Below are 19,408 nucleotides of genomic sequence, written 5' to 3'. Positions count from 1 at the left end.
CACAATGGCAACATGACCGATCACCAGGCCGCTGTGCCCCGTCGTCCGCTGCTGCGCCGCCCCGAGGACGGTGAACTCATCGACGTCGCCGGCGTCGCGCACTTCTTCCGGCTCACCGGCGAGCACACGGGCGGGCACTTCGCCTTCGAGGAGTTCAGCCTCGCCCCCGGCACCATCGGCGCCAGGCCGCATGTGCACGACGGACACGACGAGTACTTCTACGTCCTGGAGGGCGAGTTGACCCTGCACACCGGCGACGGCGAGGTGACGGCCGGCCCCGGGCACCTGCTCGCCGCCACCCGCGGCACCCCGCACGGTTTCCGCAACGCCGGGCCGGTCCCGGCGCGCGCACTGTGCCTCTACACCCCGGCCGGCTACGAGAACTACTTCCGGGACGTGCACGCCGCCGTGAACGCCGGGGCCGAGCCGACCGACGAGCTGCTGGCCGAGTTCCGCAGCCGCTACCGGACCCGGTCGCACGGCCGCTCATGACCGCCGGGCCACCGACGCCAGCCGCGTCGGCGGCAGGTACTCGCGCACATACGACCGCTCCCAGCACGCGCCCGACTCCCGCAGCTCACGCCAGGTGGTGTAGCGGTAGCGGAAGAGGCGGGCCCGGACATAGCGGGGCGGGGTGTCCGGCGGGAAGGGGGAGCGGCGCAGCAGGCGCAGGGTGTCGCGGTCGTTCTCCAGCAGGCGTTCCACCAGACCGCCGAACCAGTCGCCGGCATAGCCCGGGGACAGCGCCGCGAACCACATCAGCCAGTCCAGGCGCAGATGGTACGGGGCGAACTGGCGCGGCCAGCGCCGGGTGTCCCCGGGCTTGCCCCGGAACTCGTACTCCCGCCAGTCCGAGTCCTCCCGGGGTACGGCGTCCAGCGTGCCCTCGACCACCACCTCGTACCGGACCCGGCTGACGCTGCCGAACGCGCCGTAGGTGTTCACCAGGTGCAGGGGGTCGAAGGAGCGGTTCATGACCTGCCGGCGGGAGATCATGTTGACCACCGGGTGATAGCTCAGGAAGAGCAGCAGCGCGGTGACCGCGAGCACCAGCACCTCGTACCACAGCGGCGCCGACGGCACGGACGGCGCGGACCCGGGGATCCGGAGCGCGGACAGGGCCAGCACGACGGTGATCCAGTTCAGCCAGGAGAAGTTGCCGGACAGCACCAGCCACAGCTGGGTGACGATCATCAGGGCGGCGGCCGCCGAGGCGATCGGCTGCGGCGTGAACAGCAACACCGGGACGACCAGTTGGGTGATGTGGTTGGCGGCCGCCTCCGCCCGGTGCAGCGGCTTCGGCAGATGGTGGAAGAACCAGCTCAGCGGGCCCGGCATGGGCTGTGTCTCGTGGTGGTAGTACAGGCAGGTCAGCTCCCGCCAGCACGCGTCGCCGCGCATCTTGATCAACCCGGCACCGAACTCCACCCGGAACAGGATCCAGCGCAGCAGGAACAGCACCACGATCGGCGGTGCCACCTCGTCGTTGCCGAGGAACGCGGCCAGGAAGCCCGTCTCCAGCAGCAGTGACTCCCAGCCGAACGCGTACCAGGTCTGGCCCACGTTGACGATCGACAGATACAGCGCCCACGGCACCAGCCACAGCAGGATCCCGGCCCAGAGCGGCAGCAGCGAGTCGGCGCCGGCGAGCAGGGCCGCCGACACCGCGGCGCCGGTCCAGGCGCAGCCCGCGAAGAAGCGGTCGGAGTAGCGCAGATGGAACAGGCTCGGGGCCCGTTTGAAGGGGATCCGGGCCACGAAGCCGGGGATCGGCAGCATGCCGCGTTCGCCCAGCAGGGCGCGGAACTGCAGCGCCGCCGTGAGGAACGCGACCAGGTACACGGCGGCCAGGGCCCGCTGGAAGACCAGCCGGCTCAGCCAGTAGTCGTCAGCGGTGAACCAGTTCACGACCGTGCGCACCCTTCGTCGCGGCTACACCGCCGGTGTCGTCCTCATCATGGCCTTACCCGAGTTGCCAGCCGAACGGGCGCGATGCACACAATGAGGGGAAGTCACTCAAAGTGACGTTACGTGTGCGGTGAGGATATGTGCCAGGTTTCGGAACGATCAGGTCGAAGATTCGCACGAATCCTGGCAAGGTGGCCCCATGGCAGAGCGGGGAGCGAGTGCCGTGTCACTGTCCGAGGACTGGCCCGCCCACCCGGATCCGATCCTGGCGCTCAACCGCATGGGCACCTTCGACTGGGACCTGGACACGGGTCTGTTCCACATGGACGCCCAGGCGCACGAGGTGTTCGACCTGCTGCCGGAGGAGTACGACGGGCGCCCCGAGTCGCTGGCCCTCCGGGTGCCGCCGCCCGAGGCGGCCCGCCTCGACGCGGCGGTGGCGCGGGCCATCAAGGACGGCAGCGAGAACTACGGCGCCTACTTCCGCATCCGCCGCCGTGACGGCACCCCGCGCTGGACCCACACGCAGGGCTACATCCGCCGTGACGACACCGGCCGCCCGCGCCGGGTCGTCGGCATCGTCCGTGACGCCACCGAGGAGCTCGCCGAGAGCGCGGACCGCAGTCTGCGGGCCGCCCAGGACGAGGCGTTCCGCCAGCAGACGAACGTCGTCCAGGCCGTCTCCGCCGCCCTCGCCCACGCCCGCAGCGTCCACGACGTCATCGACGCCCTTCAGAACACCCACGGCATCCGTCACCTCGGCGCGGCCAGCCTGGTGATGGGACTGGTGGAGGCCGGACGGATCCGGCTCGTCGCCGAGGGACCCGCCGGTGCCTCCGTCCCCGGCACCCAGGTCACCCGGATCGACGAGCCGTACCCGATGAGCGAGGTCGTCCGCACGCTCCTGCCGCGGTTCATCGAGTCCCCGGAGGAGTTCGCCCGGGGCTACCCGATCCTGTGGCCGCACCTCACCGACCTGCACATCACCTCGGCCGCCTATCTGCCGCTGATAGCCCAGGCCCGCCCGATCGGCGCGATGGGGCTGCTCTACAGCGACCGGCGCGGCTTCTCCACCGAGGAGCGCGCCGTCCTGGTCGCGCTCGGCTCCAGCATCGCGCAGAGCCTGCAGCGGGCCATGCTCTACGAGCAGGAGAAGGACGTCGCCCAGGGCCTCCAGCAGGCCATGCTGCCCCGCACCATCCCCAGCGTCCGGGGCGCCGACACAGCCGTCCGCTACCTCTCCGCCGCCGCGGGGCGCACTCTCAGCCGGGACATCGGCGGCGACTGGTACGACCTGATCCCGCTGCCCGGCGGCCGGGTCGGCGCGGTCATCGGTGACGTCCAGGGCCACGACACGCACGCGGCGGCCGTCATGGGCCAGCTGCGGATCGTGCTGCGCGCCTACGCCGCCGAGGGGCACCCGCCGGCCACCGTGATGGCCCGTGCCTCGGTCTTCCTCCACGAACTGGACACCGACCGCTTCGCCACCTGTCTGTACGCCGAGGCCGACCTGTCCACCGGCGTCGTACAGGCCGTCCGTGCCGGGCACATCGACCCGCTGATCCGGCACGGCGACGGCACCTGCCGCCGGGTCCCCGTCGAGGGCGGCCTGCCGCTCGGTCTGTCCGCCGAGTTCGGCCGCCTGGACTACCCCGTCTCCACCCTGGAACTCGACCCCGGCCACACCCTGCTGCTGTGCACCGACGGGCTCGTCGAACAGCCCGGAGCCGACCTCGACGACGGCATGCGTCGCCTGACGGCACTGGTCGCGGACGGTCCCGAGGACGTGGGGGCGCTCGCCGACCGGCTGATCCAGCTGGCCGAGGAGCGGGGCGGCGACGACGACGTGGCACTGCTCCTGCTGCGCCGGCGCGTCCCGGAGGCCCCGCGGGCGGGCGGCCGGCTCCAGCAGCATGTGGCCCCCGGCGACCCGGAGGCGCTCACCCAGGCCCGGCACCTGATCCGGGCCGCGGTCCGCTCCTGGGGCCACCGTGACCGCGCCGACGAGATCGAGCTGGTCGCCGACGAGCTGATCACCAACGCGCTGATGCACACCGAGGGCTCCGCGATCGTGACGCTGCGGGCCCTCGGCAACGGGGTCCACAGGCTGCGGATCGAGGTCGAGGACTCCTCCAGCGCCCTGCCGCGCCGCCGCGAGGCGGGGGAGGAGGGCGTCTCCGGCCGGGGCCTGCTCCTCGTGGAGAGCCTCGCCGACGCGTGGGGCGTGGAGGCACGCGGCGGCGGCAAGGCGGTGTGGTGCGAGTTCCGGCGCACTGTCTGAGGGCGTTGTCGGTACCGGATGGCACTCTGGACGTATGCCGGAACTGCCCGAGGTAGAAGCGCTCAAGGACTTCCTCACCGAGCACCTGGTCGGCCGCCGGGTGGCACGGGTGCTGCCGGTCGCCGTCAGCGTCCTGAAGACGTACGACCCTCCGGTCACCGCCCTGGAGGGCGGCGAGGTCACGGCCGTGGACCGGCACGGCAAGTTCCTGGACCTGGCGGCGGACAGCGGACTGCACCTGGTGACCCATCTGGCCCGGGCCGGCTGGCTGCAGTGGAAGGACCGGCTGCCGGACGGCCCGCCCAGGCCGGGCAAGGGCCCCCTCGCACTGCGCGTGGCGCTGGAGACCGGCGAGGGCTTCGACCTCACCGAGGCCGGCACCCAGAAACGCCTCGCGGTGTACCTCGTCCGCGATCCGCGGCAGATCGAGGGAATCGCCCGGCTCGGCCCGGACCCGCTGGCCGCCGACTTCGACGAGGACCGGTTCGCGGCCCTGCTCAAGGACGAGAGACGTCAGCTGAAGGGCGCCCTGCGCGACCAGTCCCTGATCGCCGGCGTCGGCAACGCCTACAGCGACGAGATCCTGCACGCCGCGAAGATGTCCCCGTTCAAGCTCGCCGCCTCGCTGACCCCCGAGGAGACCCGCCGGCTCTACGAGGCGCTGCGCGGCACGCTCACCGAGGCGGTCGAGCGCTCCCGGGGGGTGGCCGCCGGACGGCTGAAGGCCGAGAAGAAGAGCGGACTGCGCGTCCACGGCCGCACCGGCGAGCCCTGCCCGGTGTGCGGCGACACCGTCCGTGAGGTCTCCTTCAGCGACTCCTCGCTGCAGTACTGCCCCACCTGCCAGACGGGCGGCAAGCCCCTGGCGGACCGCAGACTGTCCCGGCTGCTCAAATGAGCCCCGGCGTCACTGCGGCGCCTCGACGGACACCAGACGCTGCCCGTCCTCCGTGCGGACGTCGTAGCGGGCGATCTCCTGCGGGTGCATCGTGGACGACCCGAGCGCGGAGAAGGTGCCGATGTCGTGGCCGGGCTCCATCCAGGTGCCGACGACCTGCTCGGTGCCGTCGCGGCCCACGACGACGAGCCGGCAGGCATGGGGGCCGGTGCCGTCCTTCACCCGCAGCAGCAGCCGGCTGCCCGTGTCCCCGTCGTCGGACGTGACCTCGGCCCAGACCCCGGTTCTCGGATCGGTCGCCGCGGTGACGTGTGCGGTCGTTTCCTGATGGCCGGTGAAGGCCACGATTCCCGGACCGGCGACCGCGAGCACCACGGACGCGGCCAGGCCGTACAGAAAGCGCCGTCGGCGCGCCCGGTGCCGGTGCGCGACCTCGCCGAGCAGCCGGTCCAGCAGCCGGGGACCGGGCTGTGCCATGGGGTGCACAAAGCGCGGCGTGGCCCGGCGGTACAGCATCAACTGCCGTGTGGCCGGACCGAATTCGGTCACCTGTGCCGCGCACTGAGGGCACTCCATGAGGTGGTCCTCGAAGCGGAAGGCCTCCGCCTCGTCCAGCACGCCGAGCGCGTACGCGCCGACGTCGCGATGCCTTTCCAGGGACCTCATGCCGAATCCTCGTGCCGATGGGTGGGGGTGGGGTTACTCCGTGCACCCATCCGTACGCAGCCGACAGCCGAATCACTCAAGCCACCCAAAGAATCCCGGACAAGAGATTCGGAGCCGCGCGGGCCGCGGATTGGTCGGATCGCGGAAAACTTCCCAGCGGCTCGGAACGGGTGATCAGAACAGATGGATCGCGAGGTGCCCGAGGGGCAGCCCGAGCCGCCAGGCCGGTGTCCACACCTTCGGCCCGTCGTCCTCGTCGCCCACCGCACCGCCGCCCGGCACCGCGTCCAGGTCCGGTGCGAGCAGCTCGGTCTCCTCCAGCCACCGCCACGCGTCCGCCGCGAGGGCCAGGTCGGGCGACCGGGTGCCGGCCCGGTCGGCCGTCTCGGTCAGCTCGGCCATGCGCTCGCGCACCCAGTCCTGCCAGGGCTGGTCGTAGGCGGTCAGCGAGAGCCAGTTCTCCAGCTGGGAGATCACCCGGATGCCGGACAGTTCCCCGTCGGTGTCGGACAGGAAGACGGTGAGCGCCAGCGCGTCCCGGCCGGCCCGGAACTCGAAGGACGTCGGCGGCATCAGATCGCCGGTGCGCAGCAGCTCGTCGGCGATGTACTCGGCGTACAACCAGGCCATGGGGACGGCCAGTTCACCGCCGTCGGTGCCGTCCGTGCTCTCGTGCCCTCTGTGCAGCATCCCTTCCTGCCTTCCTCCGGTGCGTGCGCGTCGCCCGAGTCCGCCGGGTCGCAGCCCGTCGCCCGGAACGCGGATGAGGACAGCCCATTGCCCGAACGGGGGCCACAGCAAGGCGCTTTACGAGAGCTTTGCTCTGTTGCCGGTTTCAGTGCAGGTCGGCCGCATAACCCGGAAGGACCCGGCGCAGCGCGCGCAGCGCGTAATACGCGCGGGACTTCACGGTACCGGGTGGGACGCCCAGGGTCTGCGCCGCTTCCGCCACACTGGCCCCGAGGAAATACACGAGTACCAGAACGTCACGGTGCTCCGGCGTGAGTGTCTTCACAGCCTCGCGGACGTCGAGCATCGCGGCGGCCCGCTCGGCGTGATCGGCGGTCACCCGCGCGTTCTCCAGGATCTCGGTGCCGGTCTCCGGGGGCCGTGCCCGGCGGGCCCGCCGGGCGTCGATCGCGAGCCGCCGGGCGACCGTCAGCAGCCAGGGCCGTACGGAGTCGAAGTCGGTGGCGTGCAGCGCCTCCGGGTGCTGCCAGGCGCGTACCAGGGTCTCCTGGACGAGATCCTCGGCCCGCTGCCGGTCGCCGTCGCAGAGCCTGAGCAGCAGGGCGAAGAGCGGACGGCCGTGCTCCCGCTGGAGGGCGGCCAGTTCGTGCTCGGCGGTCGTCGCCCTGGGGGTCGGTGCCGCCGTCCCGTGGGTGAGTGAGGTTCCGGCCGTCATGGCCGTATGGCAGCGCAGGGCGCGGCCCGGGGACAGGGCGGGCGCGCGGCCGTGCGGCGGACGGTCGATCGCGTCGGCGAACGGTCGGACGAACGGTCCGGCACAGCACTGAACGGGCTAATGACAGCGCTCGGGTCGTTTATCCGGTGAGCCAGATTCGTACCCATATGCCCGACACGGCATTGTCGGTAAATACGACATTCCTGGGGTGAGCTGATGTTCGGACGCAGGCAACAGGTGGCCCTGGCGATCACCGCCGTCCTGGCGGTCGCGGCCGCCTGCCAGAATCATGACCGGCAGGAGGCCGGCAGTGCGGGCCCGCCCGGGGCCGCCGCCGGCTTCACCCTCGTCGCCTCCGGTGACGTCCTGCCGCACACCTCCGTCCTCGACCGGGCGGCCCACGACTCCGGCGACGACGGCTTCGACTTCCGGCCCATGCTCTCCGGCGTCGAACCGGTCGTCTCCCGGGCCGATCTGGCACTGTGTCACATGGAGACCGTCTACGGCGCCGAGGGCGAGTACTCCGGCTACCCCGCCTTCAGGACACCGCCGCAGATCGCCCAGGGCCTCGCCGCGACCGGCTACGACGGCTGCTCCACCGCCTCCAATCACTCGCTGGACGACGGCGCCGACGGCATCCGCCGCACCCTGGACGGCATGGACGAGGCCGGCCTCCGGCACGCCGGCACCGCCCGCTCCGAGGACGAGGCCCGCTCGGTCACGCTCCTCAAGGCCGGTCCCGCCAAGGTCGCACACCTGGCGTACACCTTCGGCACCAACGGCATCCCGCTGCCCGCAGGCCGGCCCTGGGCCGTGAACCTCATCGACGAGCGGCGGATGATCGCCGACGCCCGCGCCGCCCGGCAGGCCGGCGCCGACGTGGTCGTCCTCTCCGTGCACTGGGGCACCGAATGGCAGGACGCGCCGGACCGGCTGCAGCTCGGCCTCGCCCGCCGGCTCACCGCCTCCACCACCGGCGGCCGCCCGGACATCGACCTGATCCTCGGCACCCACGCCCATGTCCCGCAGGCGTACGAGAAGATCAACGGCACCTGGGTGATCTACGGCATGGGTCATCAGATCGCCGGCGAGATGTTCAACGGCAAGGGCGCCCGGGACCCGCGCGGCAACGAGTCCACGATCGGCCGGTTCACCTTCGCCCCGCCCGCGCAAGAGGGCGCCCGCTGGCAGGTCACCAAGGCGGAGTTCGTCCCGCAGTTCTACGACGTCGGCACCGGCCGGGTGCTGAACCTCAACCGGGCCGTCGCCGACGGCACCGAGCCGGCCGCGGTGCGCGACCGCATCCGCAATGTGGTGCTCAGCCGCGGGGCCGCCAAGGACGGCCTGGTCATGGGGGAGTGATCAGCCCCTGCTCATTCGGCGGGCCGGCGCCCGGCCAGCGCCGAACGCCGGTAGGAGTAGCCGAAGTAGATCACGCACCCGACCACGAACCACACCGCGAACCGCACCCAGGTCTGCCACTGCAGGAACGTGATCAGCCAGATCGAGAACACGACACCCAGCGCGGGCACCACGGGCATCCCCGGCGTACGGAAGGTGCGCGGCAGCTCCGGCTGCCGGTAGCGCAGCACGATCACGGCCGTGCACACCACCACGAACGCCAGCAGGATGCCGATGTTGGTCAGCTCGGCCGCCGAGCCGATGGGCACGAACCCGGCGATGGCGGCCGAGGCCAGGCCGACGATCCAGGTCACTCGGGTCGGCACATGCCGGGTCGGGTGCGTCTTGGCGAACCACTTGGGCAGCAGTCCGTCCCGGGACATGGAGAACCAGACCCGGGTCACACCGAGCATGAACGTGAACATGACGGTGAGGATTCCGATGATCGCGCCCACCGCGATCACGTCCGCCAGCCGGTCCAGGCCCACCGACTTGAACGCGGTGGAGAAGCCGCTCTTCGGGTCGATGTGCCGGTAGTTCTGCATGCCCGTCAGGACCAGACAGGCCGCCACGTACAGCACCATCGAGATCGCCAGCGAGTAGACGATCGCCTTCGGCATGTGCCGCTGCGCGTCCTTCGACTCCTCGGCCGCGGTCGACATGGCGTCGTAGCCGAACACCGCGAAGAACACGGTCGCCGCGCCGGTGAACGCGCCGCCGATCCCGTACGGGAAGAAGGGGTGGTAGTTCACCGTGGTGATGTGGAACACCCCCACGCCGATCACCAGCAGCACCACCAGCACCTTCAGCGCCACCACGAAGGTCTCGAAGCGGGCCGCGCTGCGGATGCCCAGGTTCAGCAGCCAGGCGATCAGGAGGCACAGGACCGCCGCGAACAGGTCGAACCGGTGCCCCGAACCGGTGCCGGGCGCGCCCAGCATCCAGTGCGGCAGCTTCGCGCCCATCTCCCCCACCAGGAAGCCGAAGTAGCCCGAGATGCCGATCGCCACCACGGCCACGATCGCGGTGTACTCCAGCAGCAGGTCCCAGCCGATGAACCAGCCCGCGAACTCGCCGAGCACCGCGTAGCCGTAGGTGTACGCCGACCCCGCCTTCGGGATCAGCCCGGCGAACTCGGCGTACGACAGCGCCGCACAGGCGCTCGCCACACCGGCGATCAGGAACGACACCAGCACCGCGGGCCCGGCCGTGCCGTTGGCCACGGTTCCGGCCAGCGTGAAGATGCCGGCACCGATGATGCCGCCCACCCCGATCGCGGTGAGCTGCCACAGCCCGAGCGAACGGTCCAGTCGGGCGCCCTCGCCGACTTCGGTCTCCTCGATGTGCTCGATGGGTTTGCGGCGGAGAATCCCCTCACCCGCACGGAGCCTGGCCATGTGCCTCACCTCTTCGCCGACGGCAACGGCTGACGGCGGATCATGATGGCTCAGGGGCGCCCCACAGGGAAGACGCCACGCACGGCCCAGGCCGGTGTCCAGGTACGCGACGCGGGCCGGGCCGGCGGCCGGGCGGTGAGATGGGCGCGCAGCGCGGCCAGCCCCGGATGTGTGTTGGCCGCGCTCCAGACCAGGGAGTGCGGGTACACCGGCGTCGGGTCGATGAGCGGGATGCGCCGCAGATCGTGGCCGGCGGGCCGGGAGAGCCGGATCTGCTCACAGACGAAGGTGGCGATCGAGTCGGAGCCCGCGACCGCGTCCAGCAGCGGCTCCCCGCCGAAGTCGGCGACGACCGGGTCGATGGTCAGCCCGAACTCGGCGGCGAGCGCCGTGTAGTACGCGGCCCACTCGGTGCCGTCCACGAGACCCGGCATCCAGATCCGGTGCCCGGCCAGCTGCGCCGGTGTCACCGAGCGGGCCCCGGCGAGCGGGTGCCGCGCTCCGGTGAGCAGCTGCACCGGCTCGTCCAGCACCCGGACGGACCGCAGCCCCTCGGGAAGCCGTGTGGTGACCGCGCGAATGGTCGCGTCGATCGTGCCCGCGCGCACGGCGGCCACGGCCGTGTCCGCGTCGAAGAGCGTCACGGCGTCGAGAGCCGTGCCGGGATGTGCCGCGTGGAAGGACTGCAGCAGGGCCGCCGGGGCCAGTCTGGCCCCGATCACGTCGACGCGCAGCGCCCGCCGCCCCGGCCGTACCGAGGCCAGGGCCCGCTCCTCGGCCAGCAGCAGCTCCCTGGCGTGCGGCAGGAACGCCTGGCCGTCGATGGTCGGCTCCGCCCCGCGCGCGGTCCGCGTGAACACCCGCACCCCGAGGTCCTTCTCCAGGGCCGCGATCCGCTTGGACACCGCCTGCTGAGTGATGCCGAGGACGGCCGACGCCTCCTGGAACTGCCCGGTGTCCACCACGGTCACGAAGGTGCGCACGGCCTTGAGATCCACTCGCTCACCCTACTCGTACAACCATCGGTTGTACGTCCTCTCCTTCCGGTTGTTTGATCCGGGCCCGACCTGCCCGTTTTCATGTCCCGGGGCAACGGGAGGTTGTGCATGGGACGACAGTTCGGGTGGTTGTGGGCCGCGTACTCGGTGAGTGCGGTGGGCACCTGGCTCGCCTTCGACGCCTTCTCGGTGATCGCGGTCATCGCGCTGCACGCCGGGCCGGCCCAGGTGGCGCTGCTCGCCGCGGCCGGACCCGCCGTGGGCGCGGTGGCGGCGGTGCCGCTCGGGCCATGGGTGGAGTTCCGGCGCAAGCGACCGGTCATGGTGGTGATGGATGTGGTCCGGTGTGCCGTGCTGCTCACCCTCCCCGCCGCCTACGCGCTCGGCAGCCTCGGCTTCGGCCAGCTGCTGACGGTGTCCGTGATCGTCGCAGCGGCCGACATCACCTTCAACGCGGCCTCCGGCGCCTTCCTGAAAGGCCTCGTACCGGCAGACCGGCTGCTCACCGCCAATGCCCGGTTCGAATCCACGAACTGGACGGCGCTGGTCCTCGGACCACCCCTCGGCGGCGCCGCGATCGGCCTGTTCGGCCCGGTCACGACGGTCGCGGCGAACGCGGTCAGCTTTCTGCTGTCGGCCCTGGGCATCCGCGCCGTCGGCGGTGGCGAGCCCCGCCCCGACCGCACCGGGGCCACACGCCTGCGGGCCGCCGACCTGCTGGACGGCTGGCGGCACATCCTCACCAGCCCGGCGCTGCGGCCGCTGTTCTTCAACAACCTCGCGGCCAACGCCCTGATCATGGTCGCCATGCCGCCGCTCGCCGTGCTCATGCTCGGCCCGCTCGGCTTCGCCCCCTGGCAGTACGGCCTCGCCTTCGCCGTGCCGTGCCTCGGCGGCCTCATCGGCTCCCGGACGGCCGGCCCGCTCGTCGCCCGCCACGGACAGCACCGGGTGCTGCTCACCGCGGGCACCCTGCGCGCCGTGTGGCCCCTCGGGCTGGCCCTCGTCCGGCCCGGGCTGCCCGGCCTGCTGCTGGTGATGGTCCTGGAGTTCGGGGTGATCACCTGCTCGGCCGTCTACAGCCCCGTGTACGCCACCCGCCGCCTGGAGTGCACCCCGAACGACCGGGTCGTCCGCACCCTCTCCGCCTGGTCGGTCACCGGCAAGGCCACCACGGCCGCCCTGACCGCCCTGTGGGGTCTGCTGGCCACCCTCACCGGCCCCCGCACCGCGATCGCCGTGGCCGGGGTACTGCTGCTGGCCACCCCGCTGCTGCTGCGGCGCCCTACGGCACGACCGTCACCGGCCAGCGTCCCGCCTTCACCAGCCGCACCGCCACAGAGCCGATGATCCGGTGCCCCGCCTGCTCGGAGGCGCCCACGACCACAGCGTCCGCCTTCAGGTCGTCGGCCGCCTGCACCAGCCCGTTGTAGGGGTCGCCGCGGAAGGTGTGGAACTCCCAGCGCACCTCGAATATCCCCTTGACCCGCTCGGCCGCCTCGCGGATCTGCTGGATCAGGTCCTCGGCGATCTCGTCGGTCGTCTCCGCCACCGGCGCCCCGAGCGCCGCTCCGGCCGCCAGCACCGGCTGCACGTACACCACGGCCAGCAGCGCGTGCTGCCGCCGGGCGAGGCCGCCCGCGTACGCCGCGGCACGCAGCGAGGAGTCGGAGCCGTCCACCCCGACCACGATGACCTTCGGCCCGTCCGTGCCCCGCTCGAACCGGTGCGAGGGCGTGCGCTGCTCGTGCTGTTCCGTCACGATCCGAGGCTATCGGAACGGCCGGTTCCCACCGGGCCACGGGGCTGCCGCGCACCGGAAAGGCGACCGCCCGGGCGGCTCCGAGGCCGCAGCGAAGGAGCCCGGCCCGGCACCGCTGGACCACAACGCCGCAGAACCGACACAGCACGCGGTGCAGCGAGAGGGCCCGGGGCGCCGGTCTGCTCCGTTTCGACGGGCGAGCCGCGCGCCCGCTTCCTACAGTCGGAACCATGACCGCCAGCGCCGAGCGCCTCGCCCGGAGGGACCCCACGGCCCCGATACGCCCGCCCGTCGGCGGGCGCCTCGGCTGGGTGCCCGAGGCCTTCGGCACGCTCTTCGCCGCGCTCGGCCTGCTGTGCGCCGTACTCGCGCTCATCGAGCCACTGCGCCGGCTGCTCCGCCCGGTCGCCCACGCCCTCGACCTGCTGCTGGTGCCCATCAGCGCCAACCTGGCCTACGCCGTCTTCCTGTTCCTGCTGGCCGGCGCCACCGCCGCCCGCAAGAAGGTCGCCTGGTGGCTGGTCGTCGTCTATCTGGGCCTGCTCGTCCTCAGCGACGTGCTTGGCGTGGCCCTCGGCATGTACGCCGAATCGCTGCCCTCCCTGGTGCTGTGCGCCCTGCTGCTGCTCCTGCTCGTCGTGGCCCGCGGGGAGTTCTACGCCGCCTCGCGCCGCGCCGCCCTGTGGCGGGCCCTCGGTGTGCTGGTGGCCGGGCTCGTCCTCGCGATCCTGATCGGCTGGGGCCTGGTCCTGCTGTTCCCCGGCTCGCTGCCGGCGAGCCAGCACCTGGCGTGGGCCGCCGACCGGGTGTGCGGCGGACTGGTACCGAACAGCTCCTTCGCCGGCCACCCACCCCGCAAGGTCACCTTCCTGCTCGGCCTGTTCGGCGCCCTCGCCCTGCTGAACGCCGCCGCCACGCTGTTCCGCTCCCAGCGCCTGGAAGCCGCCCTGCACGACGACGAGGAGGCCCGCATCCGGGCGCTGCTCAGGGTCTACGGCGACCGGGACTCCCTCGGCTACTTCGCCACCCGCCGGGACAAGGCCGTCGTCTTCTCGCCCAGCGGCAAGGCCGCCGTCACCTACCGCGTGGAGGCCGGCGTCTGCCTCGCCAGCGGCGACCCGGTCGGCGACCCGGAGGCCTGGCCGCACGCCATCGCCGCCTGGCTGGACGTGGCCCGCCGCTACGCCTGGGCACCCGCCGTGATGGGCGCCTCCGAGGACGGCGCCCGCGCCTACGCCCGCGCCGGCCTCGGCGCGCTCCAGCTCGGCGACGAGGCGATCGTGCAGGTGGCCGCCTTCGATCTGAACGGCCGCGACATGCGGGTCACCCGGCAGGCCGTGCACCGGGTCCGCCGTACCGGCGCCACCTGCCGCATCCGCCGCCACGCCACCCTCACCGAACACGAGATGGAGGAGATCGTCGACAAGGCCGACGCCTGGCGGGACACCGAGACCGAACGCGGCTTCTCCATGGCCCTGGACCGGCTCGGCGACCCCGCCGACGGCGACTGCCTGCTCGTGGAGGCCCTCGGCGAGGACGGCCGGCTCCTCGCCCTGCTCTCCTTCGTCCCCTGGGGCCGCGACGGCATGTCCCTGGACCTGATGCGCCGTGACCGCGCCGCCCCCAACGGAGTCATGGAGTTCATGGTCGCCGAACTGTGCGCCGCCGCCCCCAAGCTCGGCGTGCGCCGGATCTCGCTGAACTTCGCCGTCTTCCGGTCCGTCTTCGAGGAGGGCGCCCGTATCGGCGCCGGACCCGTCCTGCGGCTCTGGCGCCGCCTGCTGCTGTTCTTCTCCCGCTGGTGGCAACTGGAGGCCCTGTACCGCTCCAACGCCAAATACCACCCGGAGTGGTATCCGCGGTTCATCTGCTACGGCGAGACCGCCTCCCTCGCCCGTATCGGCCTCGCCTCGGGCATAGCCGAAGGCTTCGTCTCCGTACCGTCGTTGCGCAAACTCTGGGGAAAGGGGCACCCGAAGCCGGGGCACCGGCCCGCCACCACACACGGGCTGCCGCCTCTGACGGCGCTCGGCCTCGACGGAGGGGACCAGGCCGGATCCGCCGCCCCGGGCGCGGGCCTGCCCGACCAGGTCCGCGTCCGGCACCACAAGCTCGACCGATTGCACGCCACCGGCACCGACCCCTATCCGGTCGGCGTCCCCGCCCCCACCCACGCCCTCGCCGACGTGCCCCCCGGCGAGGACGTCACCGTCGCCGGACGGCTCATGCTGGTCCGGGACTTCGGCGGCATCGTGTTCGCCGTGCTGCGGGACTGGTCCGGCGACCACCAGATCGCCCTCACCCGCGACGGATCCGGCACCGCCGTTCTCGACCGCTTCACGGCGGACACCGACATCGGCGACCACATCACCGCCACCGGCCGGGCCGGCCTCAGCGACAAGGGCGAACCCACCGTCTTCGTCGCCTCCTGGCAGCTCACCGGCAAATGCCTGCGCCCGCTGCCCGACAAACGCCGCGGCCTCACCGACCCCGAGGCCCGGGTCCGCCGCCGCTACCTCGACCTGGCGACCAGCCCCGCCGCCCGCACCGTGATCCGGGCCCGCTCCGCCGCCGTACAGGCCCTGCGCCAGGGCCTGTTGGACCGCGGCTACGTGGAGGTCGAGACCCCGATGCTGCAGCAGATCCACGGCGGCGCCAACGCCCGCCCCTTCACCACCCACATCAACGCCTACGACCTCGACCTGTACCTGCGCATCGCCCCCGAGCTGTATCTCAAGCGGCTGTGTGTCGGCGGCCTGGAGAAGGTCTTCGAACTGGGACGCACCTTCCGCAACGAGGGCATCTCCTACAAGCACAACCCCGAGTTCACGATGCTGGAGGCCTATCAGGCCCACGCCGACTACGACGTCATGCTGGACCTCACCCGCGAACTGATCCAGGGCGCGGCGACCGCCGCGTTCGGCTCCCCGGTGGCCCGCAAGGACGGGCAGGAGTACGACATCTCCGGGCGATGGCCGGTCAAGACGGTCCACGGCGCGCTCTCCGAGGTGCTGGGGGAGGAGATCGGCCCGGGCTGCGAACTGCTGCGGCTGCACCGGCTGTGCGACCGGGCCGGGGTGCCGTACACCGCCGACGACGGGCCGGGGGACATCGTCCTGGAGATGTACGAGCGACTCGTCGAGGAGCGCACCCAACTCCCCACGTTCTTCAAGGACTTTCCGACCGACGTCTCCCCGCTGACCCGGCAGCACCGCACCGACCCACGGCTCGCCGAGCGCTGGGACCTGGTCGCCTTCGGCACCGAACTCGGCACCGCCTACTCCGAGTTGACCGACCCCGTCGAGCAGCGCAGGCGGCTCACCGAGCAGTCGCTGCGGGCCGCCGGCGGCGACCCGGAGGCCATGGAACTGGACGAGGACTTCCTCCAGGCCCTCGAGTACGCGATGCCCCCGACCGGCGGCCTCGGCATCGGCGTCGACCGGCTGGTGATGTTCCTGACCGGCCTCACGATCCGCGAGACCCTGCCGTTCCCGCTGGTGCGCCGCCGCTGACGCCCGGGTCCCGAACCAGTCGCGGCCCCGTCGGCGAGGTGCGTCCGGCACCGCTGGACCCGCGGGGTGCCCTGGCCGGCACCCCGCCCTGTCCGAACGCCGCGCCGAGAGCCCGGCGAACACCGGCAGCGCGGCCACGTACGCGCTGTGCACGGCCGGCAGCAGGCCGGCCCGGCGACGGTCAGCCCCCGGTTGCGGGTGCGCCGCGCGGTGTGCCGCCCGATCCCGTGTCCGTACCCCCTGTGCGGCCGCTTCGGCCCGACCCCTTTGCCCCTCACGGCAGTTGTGCGCGGTGACTGCTTGCCGGAAGCGCGTGCGGCGGACCGCCACCGTCCCGCGGTCCGCCGTCCGGGTGTATTCCTGCCGCCGCACCGGTGCCGTTGCGGTGCGCCGGAGTCCGGCGGGGCGACTGATGAGTCATGCAGAATGATCAGCTCTTCACGCGGCGGCGGATGCTCCTCGGCGGCGCCGCCGCGCTGGGGGCCGCGGGTGCTGCCGGAGCCTTCCTGGCGAGCGGCGCCGGGGAGGGTTCCGGGACCGCCGCCGCTCCCGTCGCCGGCCCGCAGGCCCGTCAGGCGCTCAAGTCGTCCGCCTTCCGGCTCCAGCCGCTCACCGGTGACGGACCCCCACGATCCGCGCCGCGCAGACTGAAGACCCGTAAGGAGCCCATCCTGCGGATCTCCGGGCGCGGCCGGCACATGATGCTGACCTTCGACGACGGCCCCAACCCGCAGTACACCCCGCACATCCTGGACACCCTCGCCAAGTACGACGTGCGGGCGATGTTCTTCGTGTGCGGCGAATGCGTCGTCCAGTACAAGGAGCTGGTCGCCCGGATGGCCGAGGAAGGCCATGTCGTCGGCAACCACACCTGGACGCACCCGCTGCTGACGACCCTCAGGCGCAAGGAGATCCGCTCCGAGATGGAGCGCACGAGCGACATCATCGAGGACACCTACGGCCAGCGCCCGCAGTGGTTCCGCGCGCCCTACGGCGCCTGGAACCGGGCCGCGTTCCAGCTGGGCGCCGAGATGGGCATGGAGCCGATGGCCTGGACGGTCGACACCACCGACTGGGAGACGCCCGGTACCGACGTCATCATCGACCGGGTGGAGAACGGCGCCGCCCCCGGCGTCGTGGTGCTCTCCCACGACGCCGGGGGCGATCGCTCGCAGACCGTCCACGCGATCCGTGAATGGCTGCCCTATCTCCTCGACTCCGGATATCACCTCACGGTGCCCCGCAGACGCGTGTGAGCACGGCCACCGGTCCGCCCGGCCGCGGTGGTTCAGTTCACCGCGACCAGGCGGGCGAAGACGACGACATTTCCGTCGTAACCGTGCTGCTTGGAAAAACCGCCGCCGCAGGTGATGACCCGCAATTCCGGTGCGCCCTTCGCGCCGTACACCCGGCCACCGGGAAAACCGGCCTTCGAGAAGACCTCGACCCCATACGTCTCGAACACCGCGGTCTTTCCGTCCTTGCGCAGCACCTCGATGCGGTTTCCCTTTTTCACGGCCCCGAGTCCGTAGAACACGGCGGGGCCCTGTTTGTTGTCGACGTGCCCGACGATGACGGCGGTGCCGTTCTCGCCGGGGGAGACCGCCCCGGTGAACCAGCCCGCCAGGTTGGGGTCCTCCGGCGGCGGAGCAGCGACCCAGCCGTCCGCGTCCAGGCCGACGGGTGTGACCGGGGCGTCCACCTGGATCGCGGGAATCCGGACCCGGTCGACGGCGGAGAACGCGAGCGGCGCCGGACCCGCGGTGAAGGTGCCGAGGCCGGCCCGGCTGTCGGGGGCCGCCGCCGAAGCCGGCTGCGGCGGACCCACGTCGAACTCCCCCGAACCGTTCCGGATGAGGGCGAGGCCGGTCAGCAGAAGAAGCGCTATCACGCCCCACGGGGCGCGCCTCTTCCGCCGCTCCTCCGCCTCGGCAAGCTCGGCCAGCTCGGACGCAGACATTCGCCATCCCCTCTCGACGCGGTCGTCGCCACGTCCCGCACGCTTGGGAAAACGCTAAATCCCGCGCGGGCGCCGGACGACGGGGCAAGTGGCGAACGGGTGGCCGAGAGGCCTTGTGGTGCGCCATCCGAGTTGCCGTTCCCAGGAATTTTCTGACGGTCCGTGACCTGCGGGAATATCAGATTGTGTGCTTTTTCGTCGGCGTGTCGTCTCACCAGGACGGACGATTCTCGACATGCGGGCGTGTTCCGCGAGCTTGAGGGTCTTCCCGGGAGGTGTTTTCTCGCCGATCCACCGGGAACGGGACCCGGGGCGCCTCCCGCGGAGGATCACATGCGAAATCAACGTGCCCTGGCGGCGGCATGCACCGCGGTCGCCATGCTCGGGCTCGCCGCCCCTGTGGCCGTCGCGGACGGCATGGGCAACGGCGGCGGCCCGTCCACTCCCGGCGTGGGAGTGAACCCCGGCGTGGGAGTGAACCCCGGCGTGGGAGTGAACCCCGGCGTCGGCGTGGCGCCCGGCGTGGGCATCGCACCCGGCGTGGGTGTGCTGCCCGGCGGGGGCTTCGACCCGGACAGCGGCTTCAGCGGAAACTTCAACCTCAACGGTCACTTCAGCAACGGCAACCGCCACGGTGAGCGGGGCCATGGAGACGAGGGTCGTGACCGGGGCCACGGTGACGACTTCGGACGTGGTGAAGAATTCGGCGGCCGCGGCAACGGCGGCCGGGGTGACGACTTCCGAGGCCCCTGGGACATCCACGTCGTGCCCACTGTGGTCACGGCCGGCGGCCGGCTCACCATCAGCGTGGACGGCTGCCGGGGCGGCACGGCGACCTCCCGCGTCTTCCCTCCCACCCAGCTCAACCCGTTCCACGACGACACCTCCCGCGGCACCACCTGGATCGACCACGACGCCCGCCCCGGCCGGTACGCCATCACGGTCCGCTGTGACGGCAGAAGCCTGACCCGGCCGGACGCGTTCACCGTGATCGGCGGCGTCCAGGGTGGTCTCGGCGGCAGCATCTCCACCGGTGCCACGCCCGAGGATGTCGCCATCGGCAGCGGACTCGTGGCCTCCGCGGTCCTCGGAGGCGGTACGTTCCTGTTCCGCCGGCGACACGTGAGGAGGGTCTGACGCCCTGTCTCCCGGCCCGCCGCCCCGCCTCTTCACACAGCGCACGACACACGGCGATGGCCCCGGTCCCTGGCGGGAACCGG

16 protein-coding genes are annotated in these 19,408 nt (G+C 72.0%); 8 read left to right on the top strand and 8 right to left on the bottom strand.

Annotated elements, in window-relative coordinates:
- Positions 1–12 precede the first annotated feature (12 nt).
- Positions 13–492 (top strand): cupin domain-containing protein, encoded by a 480-nt coding sequence (locus ACZ41I_RS27595; protein WP_363215530.1) that lies wholly within the window; start codon positions 13–15, stop codon positions 490–492.
- On the opposite strand, the gene ACZ41I_RS27590 is transcribed toward ACZ41I_RS27595, so the two are convergent.
- A complete protein-coding gene (locus ACZ41I_RS27590; protein ID WP_468515304.1) occupies positions 487–1,908 on the bottom strand; it encodes a lipase maturation factor family protein in 1,422 nt (473 codons plus the stop codon). The two genes, ACZ41I_RS27595 and ACZ41I_RS27590, sit on opposite strands and share 6 nt — an antisense overlap.
- Before the next feature lie 199 nt (positions 1,909–2,107).
- On the opposite strand from ACZ41I_RS27590, the gene ACZ41I_RS27585 reads away from it, so the two are divergent.
- Together ACZ41I_RS27585 and ACZ41I_RS27580 are read left to right on the top strand one after the other, a co-directional pair.
- Positions 2,108–4,189 carry a SpoIIE family protein phosphatase gene (locus tag ACZ41I_RS27585; RefSeq protein WP_468515303.1) on the top strand — a complete coding sequence of 694 codons (2,082 nt, stop codon included), beginning with the start codon at positions 2,108–2,110 and terminating at the stop codon, positions 4,187–4,189.
- A gap of 34 nt (positions 4,190–4,223) precedes the next feature.
- The gene (locus ACZ41I_RS27580; protein WP_468318776.1) at positions 4,224–5,087 is read left to right on the top strand and encodes an Fpg/Nei family DNA glycosylase; all 864 of its coding nucleotides are present in this window, start codon (positions 4,224–4,226) and stop codon (positions 5,085–5,087) included.
- 9 nt (positions 5,088–5,096) lie between these two features.
- Here ACZ41I_RS27580 and ACZ41I_RS27575 read toward each other — a convergent pair whose 3' ends face one another.
- The 3 genes from ACZ41I_RS27575 to ACZ41I_RS27565 all read right to left on the bottom strand — a co-directional run bounded on the left by ACZ41I_RS27575 (position 5,097) and on the right by ACZ41I_RS27565 (position 7,158).
- On the bottom strand, positions 5,097–5,753 hold the full coding sequence (locus ACZ41I_RS27575; RefSeq protein ID WP_468515302.1) for a zf-HC2 domain-containing protein: 657 nt from the start codon (positions 5,751–5,753) through the stop codon (positions 5,097–5,099).
- 174 nt (positions 5,754–5,927) lie between these two features.
- Positions 5,928–6,443: a hypothetical protein gene (locus ACZ41I_RS27570; protein WP_363215535.1), complete on the bottom strand. Its 516-nt coding sequence runs from the start codon at positions 6,441–6,443 to the stop codon at positions 5,928–5,930.
- A gap of 145 nt (positions 6,444–6,588) precedes the next feature.
- A complete protein-coding gene (locus tag ACZ41I_RS27565) occupies positions 6,589–7,158 on the bottom strand; it encodes a sigma-70 family RNA polymerase sigma factor (RefSeq protein ID WP_468515301.1) in 570 nt (189 codons plus the stop codon).
- A 216-nt stretch (positions 7,159–7,374) separates the two neighbouring features.
- Between ACZ41I_RS27565 and ACZ41I_RS27560 the strand changes: the two genes are divergently transcribed.
- Positions 7,375–8,520 carry a CapA family protein gene (locus tag ACZ41I_RS27560; protein ID WP_363215537.1) on the top strand — a complete coding sequence of 382 codons (1,146 nt, stop codon included), beginning with the start codon at positions 7,375–7,377 and terminating at the stop codon, positions 8,518–8,520.
- A gap of 11 nt (positions 8,521–8,531) precedes the next feature.
- On the opposite strand, the gene ACZ41I_RS27555 is transcribed toward ACZ41I_RS27560, so the two are convergent.
- Together ACZ41I_RS27555 and ACZ41I_RS27550 are read right to left on the bottom strand one after the other, a co-directional pair.
- Positions 8,532–9,956 (bottom strand): amino acid permease, encoded by a 1,425-nt coding sequence (locus ACZ41I_RS27555; RefSeq protein WP_363215538.1) that lies wholly within the window; start codon positions 9,954–9,956, stop codon positions 8,532–8,534.
- A 50-nt stretch (positions 9,957–10,006) separates the two neighbouring features.
- Positions 10,007–10,954: a LysR family transcriptional regulator gene (locus ACZ41I_RS27550; protein ID WP_468515300.1), complete on the bottom strand. Its 948-nt coding sequence runs from the start codon at positions 10,952–10,954 to the stop codon at positions 10,007–10,009.
- 108 nt (positions 10,955–11,062) lie between these two features.
- On the opposite strand from ACZ41I_RS27550, the gene ACZ41I_RS27545 reads away from it, so the two are divergent.
- Positions 11,063–12,304 (top strand): MFS transporter, encoded by a 1,242-nt coding sequence (locus tag ACZ41I_RS27545; RefSeq protein WP_468515299.1) that lies wholly within the window; start codon positions 11,063–11,065, stop codon positions 12,302–12,304.
- On the opposite strand, the gene ACZ41I_RS27540 is transcribed toward ACZ41I_RS27545, so the two are convergent.
- The gene (locus ACZ41I_RS27540; protein ID WP_363215541.1) at positions 12,240–12,716 is read right to left on the bottom strand and encodes a universal stress protein; all 477 of its coding nucleotides are present in this window, start codon (positions 12,714–12,716) and stop codon (positions 12,240–12,242) included. The genes ACZ41I_RS27545 and ACZ41I_RS27540 overlap by 65 nt on opposite strands.
- A 230-nt stretch (positions 12,717–12,946) precedes the next feature.
- On the opposite strand from ACZ41I_RS27540, the gene lysX reads away from it, so the two are divergent.
- A complete protein-coding gene (gene lysX, locus ACZ41I_RS27535) occupies positions 12,947–16,228 on the top strand; it encodes a bifunctional lysylphosphatidylglycerol synthetase/lysine--tRNA ligase LysX (RefSeq protein WP_468515298.1) in 3,282 nt (1,093 codons plus the stop codon).
- 419 nt (positions 16,229–16,647) lie between these two features.
- The gene (locus tag ACZ41I_RS27530; protein WP_363215543.1) at positions 16,648–17,484 is read left to right on the top strand and encodes a polysaccharide deacetylase family protein; all 837 of its coding nucleotides are present in this window, start codon (positions 16,648–16,650) and stop codon (positions 17,482–17,484) included.
- Positions 17,485–17,516: 32 nt separating this feature from the next.
- Here ACZ41I_RS27530 and ACZ41I_RS27525 read toward each other — a convergent pair whose 3' ends face one another.
- A complete protein-coding gene (locus tag ACZ41I_RS27525) occupies positions 17,517–18,188 on the bottom strand; it encodes a class F sortase (RefSeq protein ID WP_363215544.1) in 672 nt (223 codons plus the stop codon).
- Positions 18,189–18,521: 333 nt separating this feature from the next.
- Between ACZ41I_RS27525 and ACZ41I_RS27520 the strand changes: the two genes are divergently transcribed.
- Entirely contained in the window at positions 18,522–19,325 is an 804-nt protein-coding gene (locus tag ACZ41I_RS27520; RefSeq protein ID WP_468515297.1) for a hypothetical protein, read from the top strand.
- Positions 19,326–19,408: the final 83 nt, after the last annotated feature.

The organism is Streptomyces sp. NPDC030799, assembly GCF_055572255.1.
Note: the sequence above shows the minus strand (reverse complement) of the source record. Positions and strands in the feature narration are given on the sequence as shown.

Bases quoted from the DNA above. Each gene is read 5' to 3' on its own strand.
- ACZ41I_RS27555 (WP_363215538.1), bottom strand. From the start codon at position 9,956: ATGGCCAGGCTCCGTGCGGGTGAGGGGATTCTCCGCCGCAAACCCATC.
- ACZ41I_RS27520 (WP_468515297.1), top strand. From the start codon at position 18,522: ATGCGAAATCAACGTGCCCTGGCGGCGGCATGCACCGCGGTCGCCATG.
- ACZ41I_RS27525 (WP_363215544.1), bottom strand. From the start codon at position 18,188: ATGTCTGCGTCCGAGCTGGCCGAGCTTGCCGAGGCGGAGGAGCGGCGG.
- ACZ41I_RS27580 (WP_468318776.1), top strand. From the start codon at position 4,224: ATGCCGGAACTGCCCGAGGTAGAAGCGCTCAAGGACTTCCTCACCGAG.
- ACZ41I_RS27585 (WP_468515303.1), top strand. From the start codon at position 2,108: ATGGCAGAGCGGGGAGCGAGTGCCGTGTCACTGTCCGAGGACTGGCCC.
- lysX (WP_468515298.1), top strand. From the start codon at position 12,947: ATGACCGCCAGCGCCGAGCGCCTCGCCCGGAGGGACCCCACGGCCCCG.
- ACZ41I_RS27565 (WP_468515301.1), bottom strand. From the start codon at position 7,158: ATGACGGCCGGAACCTCACTCACCCACGGGACGGCGGCACCGACCCCC.
- ACZ41I_RS27545 (WP_468515299.1), top strand. From the start codon at position 11,063: ATGGGACGACAGTTCGGGTGGTTGTGGGCCGCGTACTCGGTGAGTGCG.
- ACZ41I_RS27560 (WP_363215537.1), top strand. From the start codon at position 7,375: ATGTTCGGACGCAGGCAACAGGTGGCCCTGGCGATCACCGCCGTCCTG.
- ACZ41I_RS27575 (WP_468515302.1), bottom strand. From the start codon at position 5,753: ATGAGGTCCCTGGAAAGGCATCGCGACGTCGGCGCGTACGCGCTCGGC.
- ACZ41I_RS27530 (WP_363215543.1), top strand. From the start codon at position 16,648: ATGCAGAATGATCAGCTCTTCACGCGGCGGCGGATGCTCCTCGGCGGC.
- ACZ41I_RS27570 (WP_363215535.1), bottom strand. From the start codon at position 6,443: ATGCTGCACAGAGGGCACGAGAGCACGGACGGCACCGACGGCGGTGAA.
- ACZ41I_RS27595 (WP_363215530.1), top strand. From the start codon at position 13: ATGACCGATCACCAGGCCGCTGTGCCCCGTCGTCCGCTGCTGCGCCGC.